Origin of the sequence: Kocuria sp. UCD-OTCP, from assembly GCF_000349605.1 — a bacterium.
Lineage (GTDB): Bacteria > Actinomycetota > Actinomycetes > Actinomycetales > Micrococcaceae > Kocuria > Kocuria rosea.
This window is the reverse complement of sequence record NZ_AOSQ01000029.1, coordinates 17,971-32,224: the sequence shown is the minus strand read 5'-3', so window position 1 is coordinate 32,224 and position 14,254 is coordinate 17,971. Positions and strand designations below refer to the sequence as shown.

General features: G+C 74.0%; 16 protein-coding genes and 1 pseudogene. 8 read left to right on the top strand and 9 right to left on the bottom strand.

The window, feature by feature from the left end; genetic code table 11:
• From H488_RS37655 to H488_RS29590, 3 genes and pseudogenes are all read right to left on the bottom strand, one after another.
• Positions 1-227: pseudogene (locus H488_RS37655) on the bottom strand (hypothetical protein); the annotation flags it as partial.
• Positions 228-306: 79 nt separating this feature from the next.
• On the bottom strand, positions 307-1,644 hold the full coding sequence (locus H488_RS29595) for a M20/M25/M40 family metallo-hydrolase (protein ID WP_017833811.1): 1,338 nt from the start codon (positions 1,642-1,644) through the stop codon (positions 307-309).
• Between the two features lie 38 nt (positions 1,645-1,682).
• The gene (locus H488_RS29590; RefSeq protein WP_017833810.1) at positions 1,683-2,117 is read right to left on the bottom strand and encodes a hypothetical protein; all 435 of its coding nucleotides are present in this window, start codon (positions 2,115-2,117) and stop codon (positions 1,683-1,685) included.
• 323 nt (positions 2,118-2,440) lie between these two features.
• Here H488_RS29590 and H488_RS29585 point away from each other — a divergent pair, with 323 nt between their 5' ends.
• The gene (locus H488_RS29585; RefSeq protein WP_031283166.1) at positions 2,441-3,619 is read left to right on the top strand and encodes a CAP domain-containing protein; all 1,179 of its coding nucleotides are present in this window, start codon (positions 2,441-2,443) and stop codon (positions 3,617-3,619) included.
• A 42-nt stretch (positions 3,620-3,661) separates the two neighbouring features.
• Here the strand turns inward: H488_RS29585 and H488_RS29580 are convergent, their stop codons facing one another.
• A complete protein-coding gene (locus tag H488_RS29580) occupies positions 3,662-4,669 on the bottom strand; it encodes a zinc-dependent alcohol dehydrogenase family protein (protein ID WP_017833808.1) in 1,008 nt (335 codons plus the stop codon).
• A gap of 154 nt (positions 4,670-4,823) precedes the next feature.
• A complete protein-coding gene (locus H488_RS29575; RefSeq protein WP_017833807.1) occupies positions 4,824-5,567 on the bottom strand; it encodes an MBL fold metallo-hydrolase in 744 nt (247 codons plus the stop codon).
• Positions 5,568-5,757: 190 nt separating this feature from the next.
• Between H488_RS29575 and H488_RS29570 the strand changes: the two genes are divergently transcribed.
• The gene (locus H488_RS29570) at positions 5,758-5,961 is read left to right on the top strand and encodes a hypothetical protein (RefSeq protein ID WP_017833806.1); all 204 of its coding nucleotides are present in this window, start codon (positions 5,758-5,760) and stop codon (positions 5,959-5,961) included.
• Between the two features lie 43 nt (positions 5,962-6,004).
• On the opposite strand, the gene H488_RS29565 is transcribed toward H488_RS29570, so the two are convergent.
• Positions 6,005-6,703: a type 1 glutamine amidotransferase domain-containing protein gene (locus tag H488_RS29565; RefSeq protein WP_031283165.1), complete on the bottom strand. Its 699-nt coding sequence runs from the start codon at positions 6,701-6,703 to the stop codon at positions 6,005-6,007.
• A 146-nt stretch (positions 6,704-6,849) separates the two neighbouring features.
• Between H488_RS29565 and H488_RS29560 the strand changes: the two genes are divergently transcribed.
• Positions 6,850-7,743, top strand: a complete 894-nt coding sequence (locus H488_RS29560) for an SDR family NAD(P)-dependent oxidoreductase (RefSeq protein ID WP_017833804.1) — start codon at positions 6,850-6,852, stop codon at positions 7,741-7,743.
• On the opposite strand, the gene H488_RS29555 is transcribed toward H488_RS29560, so the two are convergent.
• Entirely contained in the window at positions 7,718-8,329 is a 612-nt protein-coding gene (locus H488_RS29555; protein WP_017833803.1) for a hypothetical protein, read from the bottom strand. The genes H488_RS29560 and H488_RS29555 overlap by 26 nt on opposite strands.
• Before the next feature lie 163 nt (positions 8,330-8,492).
• Between H488_RS29555 and H488_RS37465 the strand changes: the two genes are divergently transcribed.
• The 3 genes from H488_RS37465 to H488_RS29540 all read left to right on the top strand — a co-directional run bounded on the left by H488_RS37465 (position 8,493) and on the right by H488_RS29540 (position 11,802).
• Positions 8,493-9,194, top strand: coding sequence for a TetR/AcrR family transcriptional regulator (locus H488_RS37465; protein ID WP_017833802.1), 702 nt, complete (start codon positions 8,493-8,495; stop codon positions 9,192-9,194).
• Positions 9,191-10,900, top strand: a complete 1,710-nt coding sequence (locus H488_RS29545) for an MDR family MFS transporter (RefSeq protein WP_017833801.1) — start codon at positions 9,191-9,193, stop codon at positions 10,898-10,900. Before H488_RS37465 ends, H488_RS29545 begins: the two co-directional genes overlap by 4 nt.
• Positions 10,901-11,304: 404 nt before the next feature.
• Entirely contained in the window at positions 11,305-11,802 is a 498-nt protein-coding gene (locus H488_RS29540; protein WP_017833799.1) for a hypothetical protein, read from the top strand.
• Between the two features lie 33 nt (positions 11,803-11,835).
• On the opposite strand, the gene H488_RS29535 is transcribed toward H488_RS29540, so the two are convergent.
• Entirely contained in the window at positions 11,836-12,426 is a 591-nt protein-coding gene (locus tag H488_RS29535) for a thymidine kinase (protein WP_017833798.1), read from the bottom strand.
• Between the two features lie 176 nt (positions 12,427-12,602).
• Between H488_RS29535 and H488_RS29530 the strand changes: the two genes are divergently transcribed.
• Together H488_RS29530 and H488_RS29525 are read left to right on the top strand one after the other, a co-directional pair.
• Entirely contained in the window at positions 12,603-13,334 is a 732-nt protein-coding gene (locus tag H488_RS29530; RefSeq protein WP_017833797.1) for a DUF72 domain-containing protein, read from the top strand.
• Positions 13,335-13,428: 94 nt separating this feature from the next.
• The gene (locus H488_RS29525; RefSeq protein WP_017833796.1) at positions 13,429-13,638 is read left to right on the top strand and encodes a hypothetical protein; all 210 of its coding nucleotides are present in this window, start codon (positions 13,429-13,431) and stop codon (positions 13,636-13,638) included.
• Between the two features lie 13 nt (positions 13,639-13,651).
• Here the strand turns inward: H488_RS29525 and H488_RS29520 are convergent, their stop codons facing one another.
• The gene (locus H488_RS29520) at positions 13,652-14,224 is read right to left on the bottom strand and encodes a mycothiol transferase (RefSeq protein WP_017833795.1); all 573 of its coding nucleotides are present in this window, start codon (positions 14,222-14,224) and stop codon (positions 13,652-13,654) included.
• Positions 14,225-14,254: the final 30 nt, after the last annotated feature.

Genomic DNA, 14,254 nt, shown 5'->3' with positions numbered 1-14,254 from the left:
ATCCGCACCAGGTCCGCGAAGTCCTCGTCGAAGAACCGGTTCTCCCGGTCGTAGCCGGCGGCGCGCTCGCGGAACGTCGCCAGCAGGTCGTCCGGGAGCAGGGTCTCGGGCACCAGGTCGCCGGCCGCCCGGTCCTCGGGGGCCTCGGCTCCCGCAGGTGCGGGTGCGGGTGCGGGTGCGGGTGCGGGTCGTGCGGTCGCGGGCTGCGGTCCGGTGGCGGGGTGCATCTCGCTCCTGTCGGCGGTCGTCGGGGTCGTGGGTGCTCCGGCGGTCGGGCGGACCGGGGTGGGAGGGGCCGGTGGCCGGTCAGTACCGGGTCAGCAGCCGGTGCAGCACGCGGGAGCCGAACTCCAGGGAGTCCGTGGGCACGCGCTCGTCCACGCCGTGGAACATGGACGGGAAGTCGAGCTCGTCGGGCAGGCGCAGCGGCACGAACCCGTAGCCGGTGATGCCGAGCGGGTCCAGGGACTTGTTGTCCGTCCCGCCGGAGAGCATGTACGGCAGCACGACCGCCTCGGGGTCCTCGGCGTGCAGCGCGTCGACCATGGCGTCGACCACGGTGCCGGAGAACGGCACCTCGAGGGCGATGTCGTCCGACTCGAACTCGAAGGACACCCCGTCCCCGGCGAGCTCCGCGAGCTTCGCCAGCACGATCTCGCGCTGGCCCGGCAGATAGCGCACGTCCAGCCCCGCCTGGGCGGAGCCGGGGATGACGTTGACCTTGTAGCCCGCCTCGAGCATCGTCGGGTTCGCGGTGGTCTGCAGTGTCGCGCCCACGAACCGTGCCACGGAGCCGAGCTCGGCGAGCAGCCGCTGGGGGTTCTGGGGGTCGAACTCCACGCCCGTCAGCTCGGTGACCGAGTCCAGGAACGCCCGGGTGGTCTTGGTGAGCTCCACGGGCCACTGGTGCTCGCCGATGTTGGCCAGCGCCCTCGAGAGCCGGGTGACCGGGTTGTCGTCGTTGATCTGGGAGCCGTGCCCGGCCGTGCCCTGCGCGTTGAGACGCAACCACATGAGGCCCTTCTCCGCCGTCTGCAGCAGGTAGGCCCGCCGGCCGCCGATGGTGGCCGAGTACCCGCCGACCTCGCTGATGGCGTCGGTGACGCCGTCGAAGAGACCGCGGTGGTGCTCCGCGATCCAGTGCGAGCCGTACACCATGCCGGCCTCCTCGTCGGCGAAGAAGCCGAAGACGATGTCCCGCCGCGGCCGGTCCCCGGTGCGCACCATGTGGCGCAGGACCGAGATCATCATGGCGTCCATGTCCTTCATGTCCACGGCACCGCGGCCCCAGATCATGCCGTCCCGGATCTCGCCCCCGAACGGGTCCACGGACCAGTCCGCGGCGATCGCGGGCACCACGTCCAGGTGGCCGTGCACCAGCAGGGCGTCGGCGGAGGGGTCGGTGCCCTCGATCCGGGCGAAGACGTTGGCGCGGCCGGGCGCCGACTCCAGGACGGTCGTGGCGAGACCGACCTCCTCGATCAGCCCGGCCACGTACTCGGCGGCCCGCCGCTCCCCCTTGGCGTCGCCGCTGCCGTAGTTGGAGGTGTCGATGCGGATGAGGTTGCGGCAGATCTCGACGGTCTCGCCCTCGGGCGACGACGCCGCGGCCGCCGCGGCGGGAACGGTCTGAGGATCGGTCATGGCGGTCCTTCCTGGGGTTCCTGGTGGGCGGGTGGGGTTCAGCGGACGGCGGTGTCGCGGCCGGGGTAGCTCAGCAGCACGAGGCGTCCGGACTCCTCGACCACGACGACCTCCTCAGTCTCCCCGGGAGCGTCCTCGGGGGCGACCTCCAGCCGGTACCCCTCGGCGGTCTCGACGGCCTCGCCCTGGACGGCGAGCGTCTCGTAGCGGGAGGTGTCCGGGTGCCACCGCTCGAGGTGGACCCCGCAGTACTGGGAGCTGCCCTCCGTGGCCCGGTGCACGAAGTCGTGGGACAGCAGCTCGCAGGCGCCGTCCCAGTCGCGCTCGGCCATCGCGTCGACGAACGCCCGGGTGGTGCCCTCGGGCGTCCCGAGGTCGGGGCCGCACCCGGTCAGGCCGACGGCGGCGGCGAGGACGAGGCACAGCCGCAACGGGGCCCGGACGCCGGTGGCGCGGGTGGCGTGGACGGTCATCGGGCTCCTTCTCCGGGCGTGCGCTCCCAGCCTATCGTCACCGGCACCGGTGCGTTCGCCGCGCGGACGGGGTGTGAACCGCTCACCATAACCACGGGAATTCCGGCCGTCCGGTTCATTCCGTGATGTCGTCGTTATTCTCCTGTGATAGACGAAACAATTTCACACACTTCCTATTTGCAATGGGAATTCCCTAGCCTTTCCCTGGGCGCCTTCCCCAGCCCAATCTGTCTCGTCGTCCGGCCGGACGACGATAGCCCCCCGCCGCACGGAACCCCCCAGTTCCTCCGTGCGTGCAGACAGACCAGGAAGCAGAAGCACCCATGGCGAAACATCGCTGCGCCCCCGCGCGCCGTCACGGCCGCATGGCCGCTCTGGCCCTCTCCGCCGGCATCGGCGTCACCACGCTCGCCGGCACCTCGCTGCTGGCCGGTCCGGCGGCCCACGCCGCCGCGCAGGACATCGTCGCGGTGGACGCCGCCACGCGTCAGGCCGATGCCCAGCTGATCCTCGACGAGATCAACCGCTACCGCGAGTCCCTCGGCGTGAAGCCGCTCAAGTACTCCGCCACGCTGTCCCAGGTGGTGCAGAAGGAGTCCGACCGGCAGATCGTCGAGGAGAAGTTCTCGCACAGCACCACCTTCCTCACCGATCCGCGCACCGGGCCCTGGACCAGCGCCAACGAGGTGATCGCCCTGGAACACCACCGGGACGTGCGCGCCCTGGTGGCGTGGTGGAAGTCCTCGGCCGCCCACGACAAGGCGATCAAGGACCCGCGCCACGAGGTGATCGGCATCGGCCTCACCTACGCGGACGGCCGGCTCGAGAACTCCGGGCAGCCCTGGCAGGTGCTCTCCACCGTCAACCTCTACGGGTACGCCAACGGCGGCGCGCCCGCGGACGCCTCGACGCGCGTGAACGGGGCCCCGGCCTACACCTACGAGACGTCGACGCCCGTCCAGCCCCCGGCAGGCTACGGCGTGGCCGGCGCCATCGGCGCGAAGTACCACGCCCTGGGCGGCGCCGCGGTCGTCGGTCAGCCCGTGACGGCGGAGCGCGGCGGGCTGCGCGCCGGAGGCGTCTACCAGGAGTTCTCCCTGAACGGGCGCAAGTCCACCCTGTACTGGAGCCCGGCCACGGGCGCCCACCGGGTGGAGAACGCCACGGTCATCGGCCAGAAGTTCGTGGCCGGGGGGCGGGAGAACGGCTACGGCTTCCCGACCACGGAGGAGCGCCGGCTGGCCGACGGGTCCTCCTACCAGGTCTTCTCCCGGGACGGGGCGCTCACCAAGGTGCTGTGGACCCGGGCCCACGGCGCGCGTGCGGTGCACGAGACCGGCGCCATCGGCCGCGCCTGGAAGGCCGCCGGCTTCGAGCGGGGCTACGGCTACCCGGTCACCGACGAGATCCGCACCGGGGCCACCGTCTACCAGCGCTTCTCGAACGGGTACAGGGTGAACTGGTCCCCGGCCACCGGTCAGGTGTGGGTCACCGGCTGGTGACCCGGGTGCCCCGGGGCGCGCCCCCCGGGGCACCGGCCGGGCTCAGTGCTCGAGCACGATCTTGCCGAAGTGCCGGGCCGACTCCATCTCCCGGAACGCGTCGGCGGCCTCGGCGAGGGGGCGGCGGCGGTCGATCACCGGCCGCAGCCCGGTCGCCTCGAGCGCGCGCACGAAGTCGGCCTGGTCCCGGCGGCTGCCCACCAGCAGTCCTTGGAGGCGCGCCTGGCGCGCCATGAGCAGCGCCGTGGGGACGTCGCCGGCCGCCCCGGTGAGCACGCCGATCAGGGAGATGTGGCCGCCGACCCGCACGGCGCGGATCGACTGCGCCAGGGTGCCCGGGCCGCCGACCTCGATCACGTGGTCGGCGCCGCGCCCGTCCGTGAGCTCCTGGACGGCGCGGCCCCACTCGGGGGTCTCGCGGTAGTTGATGACGTGGTCCGCGCCGAGCCGCCGGACGCGCTCGAGCTTCTCGTCGGAGGAGGACGTGACCACCACGGTGGCGCCCACGGCCTTGGCGAGCTGCGTGGCGTAGACCGAGACGCCGCCGGTGCCCAGGGCCAGGACCACGTCCCCCGCACGGAGCCCGCCGTCCACCACAAGCGCCCGCCAGGCGGTGACGCCGGCCGTGGTGATGGTCGCGGCCTCGGCGTGGGACCACCCGGCCGGGGCGCGCGTGAACCACGTGGCGGGACGCACCACCGCCTCCCGGGCGTAGCCGTCGAGCCCGTCTCCCGGGACGCGCCGGAAGTTCCCGTCCACGGGGGGTCCGTCCTGCCAGAGCGGGAAGAAGCAGGAGACCACGGCGTCGCCCTCCGCGAGGTCGTCGACGCCCTCCCCCACGGCCTCGACGACGCCCGCGCCGTCCGCCAGCGGGATCCTCCCGTCCTCGGTCCGCGTCCCGCCGGAGACCACGAGGTAGTCGTGGTAGTTCAGGGAGCTGGCGTGCACGCGGACGCGGACCTCGCCGGGGCCCGGCGCGCCCGGGTCGGGGGCCTCCCCGAGCTCGAGCCGGTCCAGGCCGCCGGGGGCGGAGACGGTCAGTTGCTTCACGGGTGGTCCTCCAGGCGCTGTGGGGTCGTCGGTCGCCGCCCACGATAGCCGCCGCCCCCGGGAGTGTCATCAGCACGCTTCGGATGCCCGGTGGGGCGGGGTCGCGACGGCCACGGCCGCTCCCGGCCCGATCCGCGGACCCTGCCGGGCTCGCTCAGTGGGCGCCCACCGCGCGGGCGTGCCGGGCCGCGGCCTCGGCGCCCTGCGTCCACCGCTCCCCGTGACCGGGCAGCACGGTGCGCGCCCCGGTGGCGGCCACCGCGTCGAGGGAGGCGAGGGCCACGGCGGAGTCGTGGGTCGCGGCCCCGGCGACGATCTGCGGGCCGCGCCGGCCGGTGTAGGGGTCCAGCGTCACGAGCGCGTCACCGCTGAGCACGGTCCCCCGGCCGGGCAGGTCCAGGACGCAGTGCCCGTCCGTGTGGCCGGGGGTGTGGACGACCACCGGCCGGCCCGGGACAGGCAGGACGGCCCCGGCCTCGAGCGGGCGCAGCTCCCGCACGCCCCGGACCGCGAGGGCCCCGGCCGCCGCCATGCGGCCGAGCAGCGGCAGGGACCGCGGGTGGGTGAAGGGGTAGAGGAACCGGTTGCGCTCGGGCCGGTACCGGTACGGGTGGGCGGCCAGCCGCGCGTCCGCAGGGTGCCCGTGCACCGGCAGCCGCCACTCCTCCTGCGCCCGCCGGGCGAAGCCCACGTGGTCGAAGTGCGCGTGCGTGAGCACCAGCGCCCTGACCTCGTCGGGGCGCCGCCCGCGCTCCTCGAGTCCCGCCAGCAGCATGGGCCACATGCTCGGCAGGCCGGCGTCCACGAGCGTGACGCCGTCCTCGTCCTCGACCAGAAAGCAGTTGACGTGGGCGTGGGTGATGCGGTGGACGCCGTCGGCCACTTCGGGGGTGAACATGGGTCTCCTCACTCGATCAGTGTGCTGATCATACCTGCCGGGCGCCGACACCGGCCAGGCGACCGCCCCGCCGGGCGGCGCGCCCGGTACCATGGGCCCCACGCAGGGCCCCGGTCCGCGGATCCCCCGGTCCGCCCGGAGCAGGCCCCGTCCTCCCCCGACCTGCCCCCCCCCCCCGAAAGGTCCCGCTGTGAACGCTCAGCGCCCCGATGCCCTGCCCTCCGTGGAGATCGTCGCCGTGCCCTTCCACCGGCTCCGCCGGAACCGGTGGGCCATGACCTTCGTCCCGGCCGGCGGCGGGCACGCCGTCCGCCGCACCTTCCCGGAGTTCCGGGACGCGGTGGTCGCCGCCCGCGGCCTCGCCCTGGCCGGGAGGACGCCCGTCAGCGCCTGAGCCCGGCGGCTCCCACCGCCGCCGGTGCCTCTGCGGCCGGGGGTCACTCGGCGAGCGCCTCCACGAGGACGTCGGCGACGGCCTGACTCGACTGGGGGTTCTGACCGGTGATCAGGTTGGCGTCGCGGATGACGTGGCTGGACCACGCGGGGCCGGTCTCCACGACGGCCCCCTTCTCCCGGAGCACGGTCTCCAGGAACCAGGGGGTGTTCTCCCCGGTGCCGCCGCCGAGCTCCTCCTCGTTGGTGAAGGCGGTCAGCCGGCGGCCCGCGAAGAGGAACGTCCCGTCGTCCTGGGCGCTGAGCAGGGCGGCGGGGCCGTGGCAGAAGGGGGCGATGAGCCGGCCGGTCCGGTCCGAGGAGGCCAGGATCCGGCCGAGCGAGGGGTCGTGGACGAGGTCCGCCATGGGACCGTGGCCGCCGGGCAGGACCACGGCGTCGTAGTCGTGCTCGTCGACCTCGGCCAGGACGCGGGGGGCGGTGAGCTCGGCGTCGATCTCCTCCAGGTAGGTGCGGAACTCGTCGGCCCGCTCCTGGCCCCCGGTGACGTCCGGGGAGAGGCTGACCCGGTCCACGGTGGGCCGGCGACCGCCGGGGGTGGCGATGTCGACGGTGTGCCCGGCCCGGCGCAGCGCTCGGTGGGCGACGACGAGCTCCTCCGCCCAGAAGCCGGTGGGGTGCTCGGTGCCGTCCCGCATGGTGAGGGAGTCGGCCGCCGAGACGATCATCAGAACACGGGCCATGATGGTCAGCTCCTCAGCTGTGGTGCCTGTCCGGGTGTTTTCCGTCGTGCGTGCCGCAACGGCTCCGCCCGCGCGCTTATTCCGTCCGGCGGCCCAGGGTGCGTCGCTATGCTGACCGGGATTCCGGCTCGACCGAGGAGGCCACCATGGACCAGCACGACGAGGACCAGCACCGCGAGCAGCACGCCCATCGGCGCAAGGGGCGGCGCACGGTCGTGATCACCGGCGCGAGCGACGGCATCGGGGCCGCCGCCGCCCGCGAGCTGGCGGGACGGGGCCACGACGTCGTCGTCGTCGGGCGATCGGGCGAGAAGACCGCGGCGGTGGCCGGGCCCCTCGGGCTCCGGCACTTCACCGCGGACTTCGCGCGGCTCGACGACGTGCGCCGGCTCGCCCGGGAGCTGCAGGAGTCCGCCCCGCGGATCGACGTGCTGGTCAACAACGCCGGCGGGATCTTCGACCGCCGCGAGCTGACGCCCGACGGGCACGAGATGACGTGGCAGGTCAACCACCTGGCGCCCTTCCTGCTCACCCACCTGCTGCTCGACCGGCTCGTGGCGGACGGCGCGGCGGTGCTCAGCACGTCCAGCGTCGCGGCCCGCATCGGCCGGCTCTCGCCGGAGGTCCTCGTCGACGACCGGCGCTGGTCCCCGCAGGGGGCCTACGGGGACACGAAGCTCGCCAACATCCTGTTCACCCGCGGTCTCGACCGCCGGCACGGGCCGCACGGCCTCGCCGCCGCGGCGTTCCACCCCGGGGGCGTCGCGACGAACTTCGCCTCGGGCACCACCACCCCCCTGCGGTTCCTGTACCGCACCCGCCTGGGCCGCCGGCTCATGATCACCCCGGAACGGGGCGCGGAGACCCTGGTGTGGCTGGCCGAGGGCGCCGCCGGCGAGGACTGGCGCTCCGGGGGCTACTTCGAGAAGAGCCGGCCCGCCCGCGCCCCGTCCCGCGCGGCCGACGACGCGCTCGCGGACGCCCTGTGGCGGCGCAGCGCCGAGCTCGTGGGGCTCACCCCGGGGCACCCGGCCGGCTGAGCACCAGCGCGTCGACCTTCGCCCAGAGCTGCTCGACCGTCCCGTCGTTGACGAGGACGGCGGTGATCCAGCGCGGGTCGATGCCGGCCTCCGAGGGGTGCGGGTCCTCCGGGGCGGGAGCCCCGGGGCGCACCACGTGCACCACCCGGCCCCCGGCGGCCGTGATGGCCTCTGCCTCGACGTCGAAGCGCACGTCCGTGAACACGACCGGCCCGCCCAGCCGGCGGGCGGTCTCCAGCCCGCGGTCCGCCCACACCGTCTCCCCGAAGACGGCCTTGCCGGCCTCGTTGCCGACCTTCTGCAGCAGCGTCCGGATCTCCCGGTGCACCGGGTCCCGCGCCTCGTCCTTGAGCAGACCCCAGTCGCCGCCGGCCTCCGCCAGCACCGTGGCGAGCCGCACGAGCCGGCCGTCCCGGACGCCCACGAGAGGGTCCAGCTCGGTGAGGAACAGCCGCAGCGGGTCCGCGAAGGCCACCCGTGCGTAGCCGTGCGCGACCACGAGGCGGTCGCCGCACGTGTCCTTGCCCGACTGCTTGCGCCCGTGCAGCCCGATCAGCCGCGGGCGGGGGTCCGGTTCCTGAGCCATGACGGGTCTCCTCCGGTCGTGCGCCGACGTGGTCCAGCGTACGGACGGGGGCACGACGGCGCACCGGGCACCACCCGCCACAAAATTGCACTATGATGTCGTGAGTGCAACATCTATTCGACCTCGGGCGCCTCCGGTGACGGCGGGCGCACGGGAGCAGCGCATGCGCCGGACCCGCCGCTCCCTCATCGCCGGCGCGCGCCGGCTGACCGCCGAGCGCGGGCTGGCGGGGTTCACCGTGGACGAGCTCTGCGCGCAGGTCGGGATCTCCCGGCGGAGCTTCTTCAACTACTTCGCCTCCAAGGACGACGCCGTGCTGGGCACCCCGGCCCGGGACCCGCTCGAGGCCTTCGGCGAGGAGTTCGTGGCCGGGGGCTCCGCCCCGGACGGAGCGCCGCTGCTGAGCGCCCTGCAGGAGCTGGTCGTGCGCTCCTTCGCCCTGCTGGAGGGCCCCCACGACCGGACCCTGCTGCTGGACGTCCTGCGCCGCGAGCCCGTGCTGCTCCAGCGGCTCACCGAGACCATGGAACGCCGGCTGGCCGAGCTGACGGAGCTCATCGCGCGCCGGCAGGGCTGCGGGGAGCGGGACCCGTTCCCCGGCGTGGCCGCCGCCGTCGTCTCCCACCTCGCCGGGCACACCGTCCACGAGCTCCTCGAGACCCGGCCGGCCGGCGCCGACCCGGACGAGTCCCCGCCCCTGGAGGAGTTCGCGGAGCTGCTGGCCCGCAACGTCCGCCTCGCCGGGGCCCTGCTCTCCCCCGGCGCCACCGCCCCGCAGACGACGCCGGACACCGCCGCGGACACCCGCTCAGCCACTCCCCCCGACACCTCTGACCCGTCCCCGGACACCGAAGGAAGCCCATGACCACCACCCCGCCCGCGGTCGCGCAGGACGCCCCGCTGCTGGTGCTGACCCAGAAGCGGATCTGGATCATCTTCTCCGCCCTCATCGCCGGGATGATGCTCGCCAGCCTCGACCAGACGATCGTCTCCACCGCCATGCCGACCATCGTCGGGGAGCTGGGCGGCGTGGAGCACCAGGCCTGGATCACCACGGCCTACCTGCTGGCCACCACCATCGTGATGCCCGTCTACGGCAAGTTCGGCGACGTCCTGGGCCGGCGCAACCTCTTCCTGGTCGCCATCGCCCTGTTCACCCTCGCGTCGGTGGGCTGCGCCCTGGCCACCGGTTTCTGGCAGTTCGTGACCTTCCGCGCGCTGCAGGGGCTCGGCGGCGGAGGACTGATGATCCTTTCCCAGGCGATCATCGCGGACATCGTCCCGGCCTCCGAGCGCGGCAAGTACATGGGCCCGCTCGGCGGCATCTTCGGGCTCTCCGCCGTGGCGGGGCCGCTGCTCGGCGGCTACTTCGTGGACCACCTCACCTGGCAGTGGGCCTTCTACATCAACATCCCCATCGGCATCGCCGCCTTCGCCATCGCGTGGTTCACCCTGACCCTCCCGCACAAGCGCGCGACCCGCAGGATCGACGTGGCCGGCGTCCTGCTGCTGTCCGTGGCGACGACCTGTCTCATCTTCTTCACCGAGTTCGGCGGCAACGCCGAGCACGGCTGGGGCGCGGCCGCCACCTGGGCCTGGGCGGGCGGCATGGTCGTGGCCACGGCGCTGTTCATCTGGAACGAGACCCGGGCCGAGGACCCGATCATCCCCCTGGGCCTGTTCCGCAACCCGGTGTTCGTCAACGCCACCGCGATCGGCCTCACCCTGGGGCTGGGGATGTTCGCCGCCATCGCGTTCGTGCCCACGTTCCTGCAGATGTCCTCCGGCACCTCGGCGGCGGAGTCCGGGCTGCTCATGGTCCCCATGATGGTCGGGATGATGGGCACCTCGATCTGGTCCGGCCTCAGGATCTCCCGCACCGGCCGGTACAAGGGCTACCCGCTGGCGGGCACGCTCGTCACGGCCTCGGCCATGCTCGCCATGACCACGCTGGCGGCCGAGACGCCCATCTGGCTGATCTGCGTCTACCTCCTCGTGCTCGGCGCGGGCCTGGGCCTGATCATGCAGGTCATCGTCCTCGTGGTGCAGAACGCCGTGGACCCGTCCATGGTGGGCACCGCCACCAGCACCAACAACTACTTCCGCGAGGTCGGCGCGGCCCTCGGCGTGGCGATCTTCGGGGCGATCTTCACCAACAACCTCTCGGAGCAGCTCACGGCCGTCTTCACCGGCGCCGGCGCCTCCGCCGCCCAGGCCGGGGAGGCGACCGCCACCCTGGACCCGCAGACCCTGGCGCAGCTGCCCGAGCCCGTCCGCGAGGGCATCGTCACCGCGTACGCAGACTCCCTCGCCCCGGTGTTCTGGTACCTCATCCCCTTCATGCTGCTGGCCTTCGTCCTCGCGGTGTTCCTCAAGCAGATCCCCCTCTCCGACACCGCCGGCATGGTGGCCCGCGGCGAGGCCATCGGCGGCGCGGAGGCCGCCGCGCACGAGGCCGCAGCGAAGAAGGCCGCCGCAATGGAGGCCGCGGCGCAGGAGACCGCGGCGCAGGAGACCGCGGCGCACGACGACGCGCGCCGAGCGTCCTCCACCGGCACTCCCGCCCCCTGACGGGTCCCGGCGTCCGGCCGGCCCGGAGCGGGAACTGGCCGAAAGGCCATGTGCTTCTGTGAACACCCCCGGTAGGCTCGGGCCCGGGCCGGATCCGCGCCCGGCCCGGGCCCCACCCACCCCCCTCGGAAGGAACTGTCATGATCAGACTGGTCGGCGAGTTCGACGCGTTCTTCAACCCCGACTTCACGGCCATCCTCGGCATGTTCTTCGACCTGGTCCGCGCGGTGCTGCTCGGCGGCTGAGCCCCGGTCCACCCCGCGCCCTCGGCGCCGCCGGAGCCCCTCCGGCGGCGCCGTCCGCGTTCCCGGAAACTTTCGGCGGTCGGCGCCGCCTGCTAGGTTCTGCGCATCAGGCACTCGGCGGATCGGCCGCCCCCGCAGCGCAGACCCCAGGAGGTCGCCGTGAGCCAGCACCACCACGTCGGCGGAGCCACCGGCGTCGGCACCCGCGCCGTGGTGGTCCGCGGCGGGCCCGTCCTGCGCACCGAGCGGCACACCGTCGTCGACGAGACCGACCGGACCGTCACGGTCGACGACGGCACCCGGTTCGCCAAGACCACCGGACCGGTGCGGGACGCCCCGGAGGCCGACCCCGCCGAGCCCGACGGCGCGCACGCCCCGGTCCGGCTCGTCACCGAGGGCCACCCGGCCTTCGAGCAGCTGTGGGCGGACGCGGTCCTGAGCACGTTCACCGACTCCGACCACACCGCCTACGTCGAGGGCCTGATCGCCTCGAACCGGCTCGCCCGGCGCGGCGACGTGCACGCCCACTACGACGTGGCCGCCATCATCGACGAGCTCGCCGCCCTGCACCCCGACCTCGAGGCGATCCCCGAGGACCTGTTCTGGGCGGTCGTCGACCGGCACGGCCGCGAGGACGACCGGGACGTCACCCCCTGACGCCGTTTCGGGACCGGCGCGCCGGTCCCCGGCTCAGCCCAGGCGCCCGTCCGAGTGCCGCAGGTAGCAGCCGGCGCACATCGACTCGTAGGACACGGCCGCACCGTCGATGGCCACCTGGTCGCCCTCGAAGACCGGCTCCCCGTCCACCGTGCGGGCGTTGAACATCGCCTTCGACCCGCAGCGGCAGATCGTGCGCAGCTCCTCGACCGTGTGGGCCACGGCCAGCAGGCGCGCCGCGCCCGGGAACGCCTCCGTGCGGAAGTCGGTGCGCAGCCCGTAGGCCAGCACCGGGACGCCGTCGAGCACCGCGATGCGCAACAGGTCGTCGACCTGGGCCGGGGCGAGGAACTGCGCCTCGTCCACCAGCAGGCAGTGCACCGGTCCGCGCTCCCGCACGGCGGCCCGGAAGCGCTCGCGCGCCCCGTCCTCCGGGGCCAGCAGCAGGTCGACCCGCCGGGACTCCCCCAGCCGTGAGACCACGGTGTCCGCGCCCTTCGAGTCGATCGCGGGCTTGGCGACGAGGACCGTCTGGTCGCGCTCCTCGTAGTTGTGCGCGGCCTGGATCAGCACGGTGGACTTCCCGGAGTTCATCGCCCCGTGCCGGAAGTAGAGCTTCGCCATCAGCGGGTCCCGGCGGGCCGGGGGGCGAGGGTGGTCATGCGGGTTCTCCTGGGATCGTGCGGGGTGCTCGGCGGGGGCGCCGTGCGTGCCGGTGAACACCCTACGTCCGCCGCGCGGCCGGCCGGCGCCCGGCGCGACGGCCGGACCCGGCGCCCTCCGCCGCTACCCTGGAGCCCATGGGCTGGCACATCGGCACCTCCGGGTGGAGCTACGACCACTGGGAGCACGTCCTCTATCCCCCCGGCACGGCCCCGGCCAAGCGCCTGGAGATCTACACCCGGGCCTTCTCCACCGTGGAGCTCAACGCCAGCTCCTACCGCTGGCCGCGCAGCAGCACCTTCGCCGGCTGGAACCGGCGCCTGCCGGAGGGCTTCCGGATGACGGTGAAGGCCCCCCGCGGACTGACGCACGCGAAGAAGCTCTACGCGCCCGAGACCTGGAGCCGGCGGATCGCCGAGTCCTGGCACGAGCTGCGGGACCGGCGCGGCGTGCTGCTCGTCCAGCTTCCGCCGGCGCAGGCCCGCGACGACGCGCGCCTCGACTGGTTCCTGGCCGGGCTGCCCGACTGGCTGCCCGTCGCCGTGGAGTTCCGCCACGACAGCTGGGTGCACCCGGAGGTCTTCGGGCTGCTCCGGCGCCACGGCGCGGCGTACTGCGTGATGAGCGGGGCCGGGCTGCCCTGCGTGCTCGAGGCCACCGCCCCGTTCGTCTACGTCCGCTTCCACGGCCCCGACCACCACCACCTCTACGCCGGCTCCTACTCGGACGAGGACCTGGCCTGGTGGGCCGACCGGATCCGGGAGTGGCACCACGGCGGCCGCGAGGTCTACGCGTACTTCAACAACGACGGCGACGGCCACGCCGTGCGCAACGCCCTGACGCTGCGCCGGCTCCTCGAGGGCGGCTGAGGAGATCCCCGGCCGGGCGCAGGACGCCGTGCGCGGGATGCCGGGCCCGGGCATAGGATCGGGCCATCACCGTCGAGCAGGACAGGAGCCGGAGATGGACCGTTACCCCGAGCCCGCGGACCGCGACGAGGCCTGGGCGGAGACGAGCCAGGAGGGACTGGGCGTCCGAGACGAGACCTGGCTGACCGCCACCACCGACGAGAGCAACCGGCGCGCCGGCGCTCCCCCCGAGGAGGCCGAGGACGACGCCCCGCCGCCGGAGGACCCGGAGGCGGGGACCGGGCGCCCGTCGGACGACGAGTAGCCCCCCCGGCCGGTCAGTCCTGCGGGCTCCACGTCTCCCCGTCCGCGAGGGCGTTGAGCTCGTAGGCGGTCCGCCCGTCGAGGGACTCGCGCAGGATGTCGGCGTGCCCGGCGTGCCGGGCGTTCTCCTCGACCATGTGCAGCGCCACCCACCGGGCGGGCCACGTCACCAGGTCCCGCGGGAACCACGGGGCGTCCGGGACGGGGATGCGGGCCTCCGGGTCCGCGGTGCGCAGCCCGGCCTCGACGCGGTCGGCCAGCGCGTTCAGGGCCGCGCCCAGGGACTCGGCGGTGTCCTCCGGGCGCACGGCCTGCGGCAGGATCGCCCCGGCGGCCCAGCCGGCCTCGTCCAGCGGCTCCCCGGAGGTCCGGCCGGGATCCGTGAGCACTGCGAACGGACCGTGCCCGCCGATGAACAGGACGTGCCGGGCCAGCGCGCCCAGGCTCATGGCGCTCGCCGAGGGCGTCGCCCGCAGCTGCTCGGCGTCGAGGCCCTGGAGGGTGGTGGCGACCTGGCGGATCTGCTGGCTCGCGAAGGCCGCCAGGGCGTCGCGCTCGTCGGTGACGGTGGGGGTGAGGAAGGGCACGGTGGGCTCCTGAGGTGTCGTGCGGCGCGG

Coding starts and splice junctions, on each gene's coding strand:
- H488_RS29595 (WP_017833811.1), bottom strand. CDS start 1,644: ATGACCGATCCTCAGACCGTTCCCGCCGCGGCGGCCGCGGCGTCGTCG.
- H488_RS29590 (WP_017833810.1), bottom strand. CDS start 2,117: ATGACCGTCCACGCCACCCGCGCCACCGGCGTCCGGGCCCCGTTGCGG.
- H488_RS29585 (WP_031283166.1), top strand. CDS start 2,441: ATGGCGAAACATCGCTGCGCCCCCGCGCGCCGTCACGGCCGCATGGCC.
- H488_RS29575 (WP_017833807.1), bottom strand. CDS start 5,567: ATGTTCACCCCCGAAGTGGCCGACGGCGTCCACCGCATCACCCACGCC.
- H488_RS29565 (WP_031283165.1), bottom strand. CDS start 6,703: ATGGCCCGTGTTCTGATGATCGTCTCGGCGGCCGACTCCCTCACCATG.
- H488_RS29560 (WP_017833804.1), top strand. CDS start 6,850: ATGGACCAGCACGACGAGGACCAGCACCGCGAGCAGCACGCCCATCGG.
- H488_RS29555 (WP_017833803.1), bottom strand. CDS start 8,329: ATGGCTCAGGAACCGGACCCCCGCCCGCGGCTGATCGGGCTGCACGGG.
- H488_RS37465 (WP_017833802.1), top strand. CDS start 8,493: ATGCGCCGGACCCGCCGCTCCCTCATCGCCGGCGCGCGCCGGCTGACC.
- H488_RS29545 (WP_017833801.1), top strand. CDS start 9,191: ATGACCACCACCCCGCCCGCGGTCGCGCAGGACGCCCCGCTGCTGGTG.
- H488_RS29535 (WP_017833798.1), bottom strand. CDS start 12,426: ATGGCGAAGCTCTACTTCCGGCACGGGGCGATGAACTCCGGGAAGTCC.
- H488_RS29530 (WP_017833797.1), top strand. CDS start 12,603: ATGGGCTGGCACATCGGCACCTCCGGGTGGAGCTACGACCACTGGGAG.
- H488_RS29525 (WP_017833796.1), top strand. CDS start 13,429: ATGGACCGTTACCCCGAGCCCGCGGACCGCGACGAGGCCTGGGCGGAG.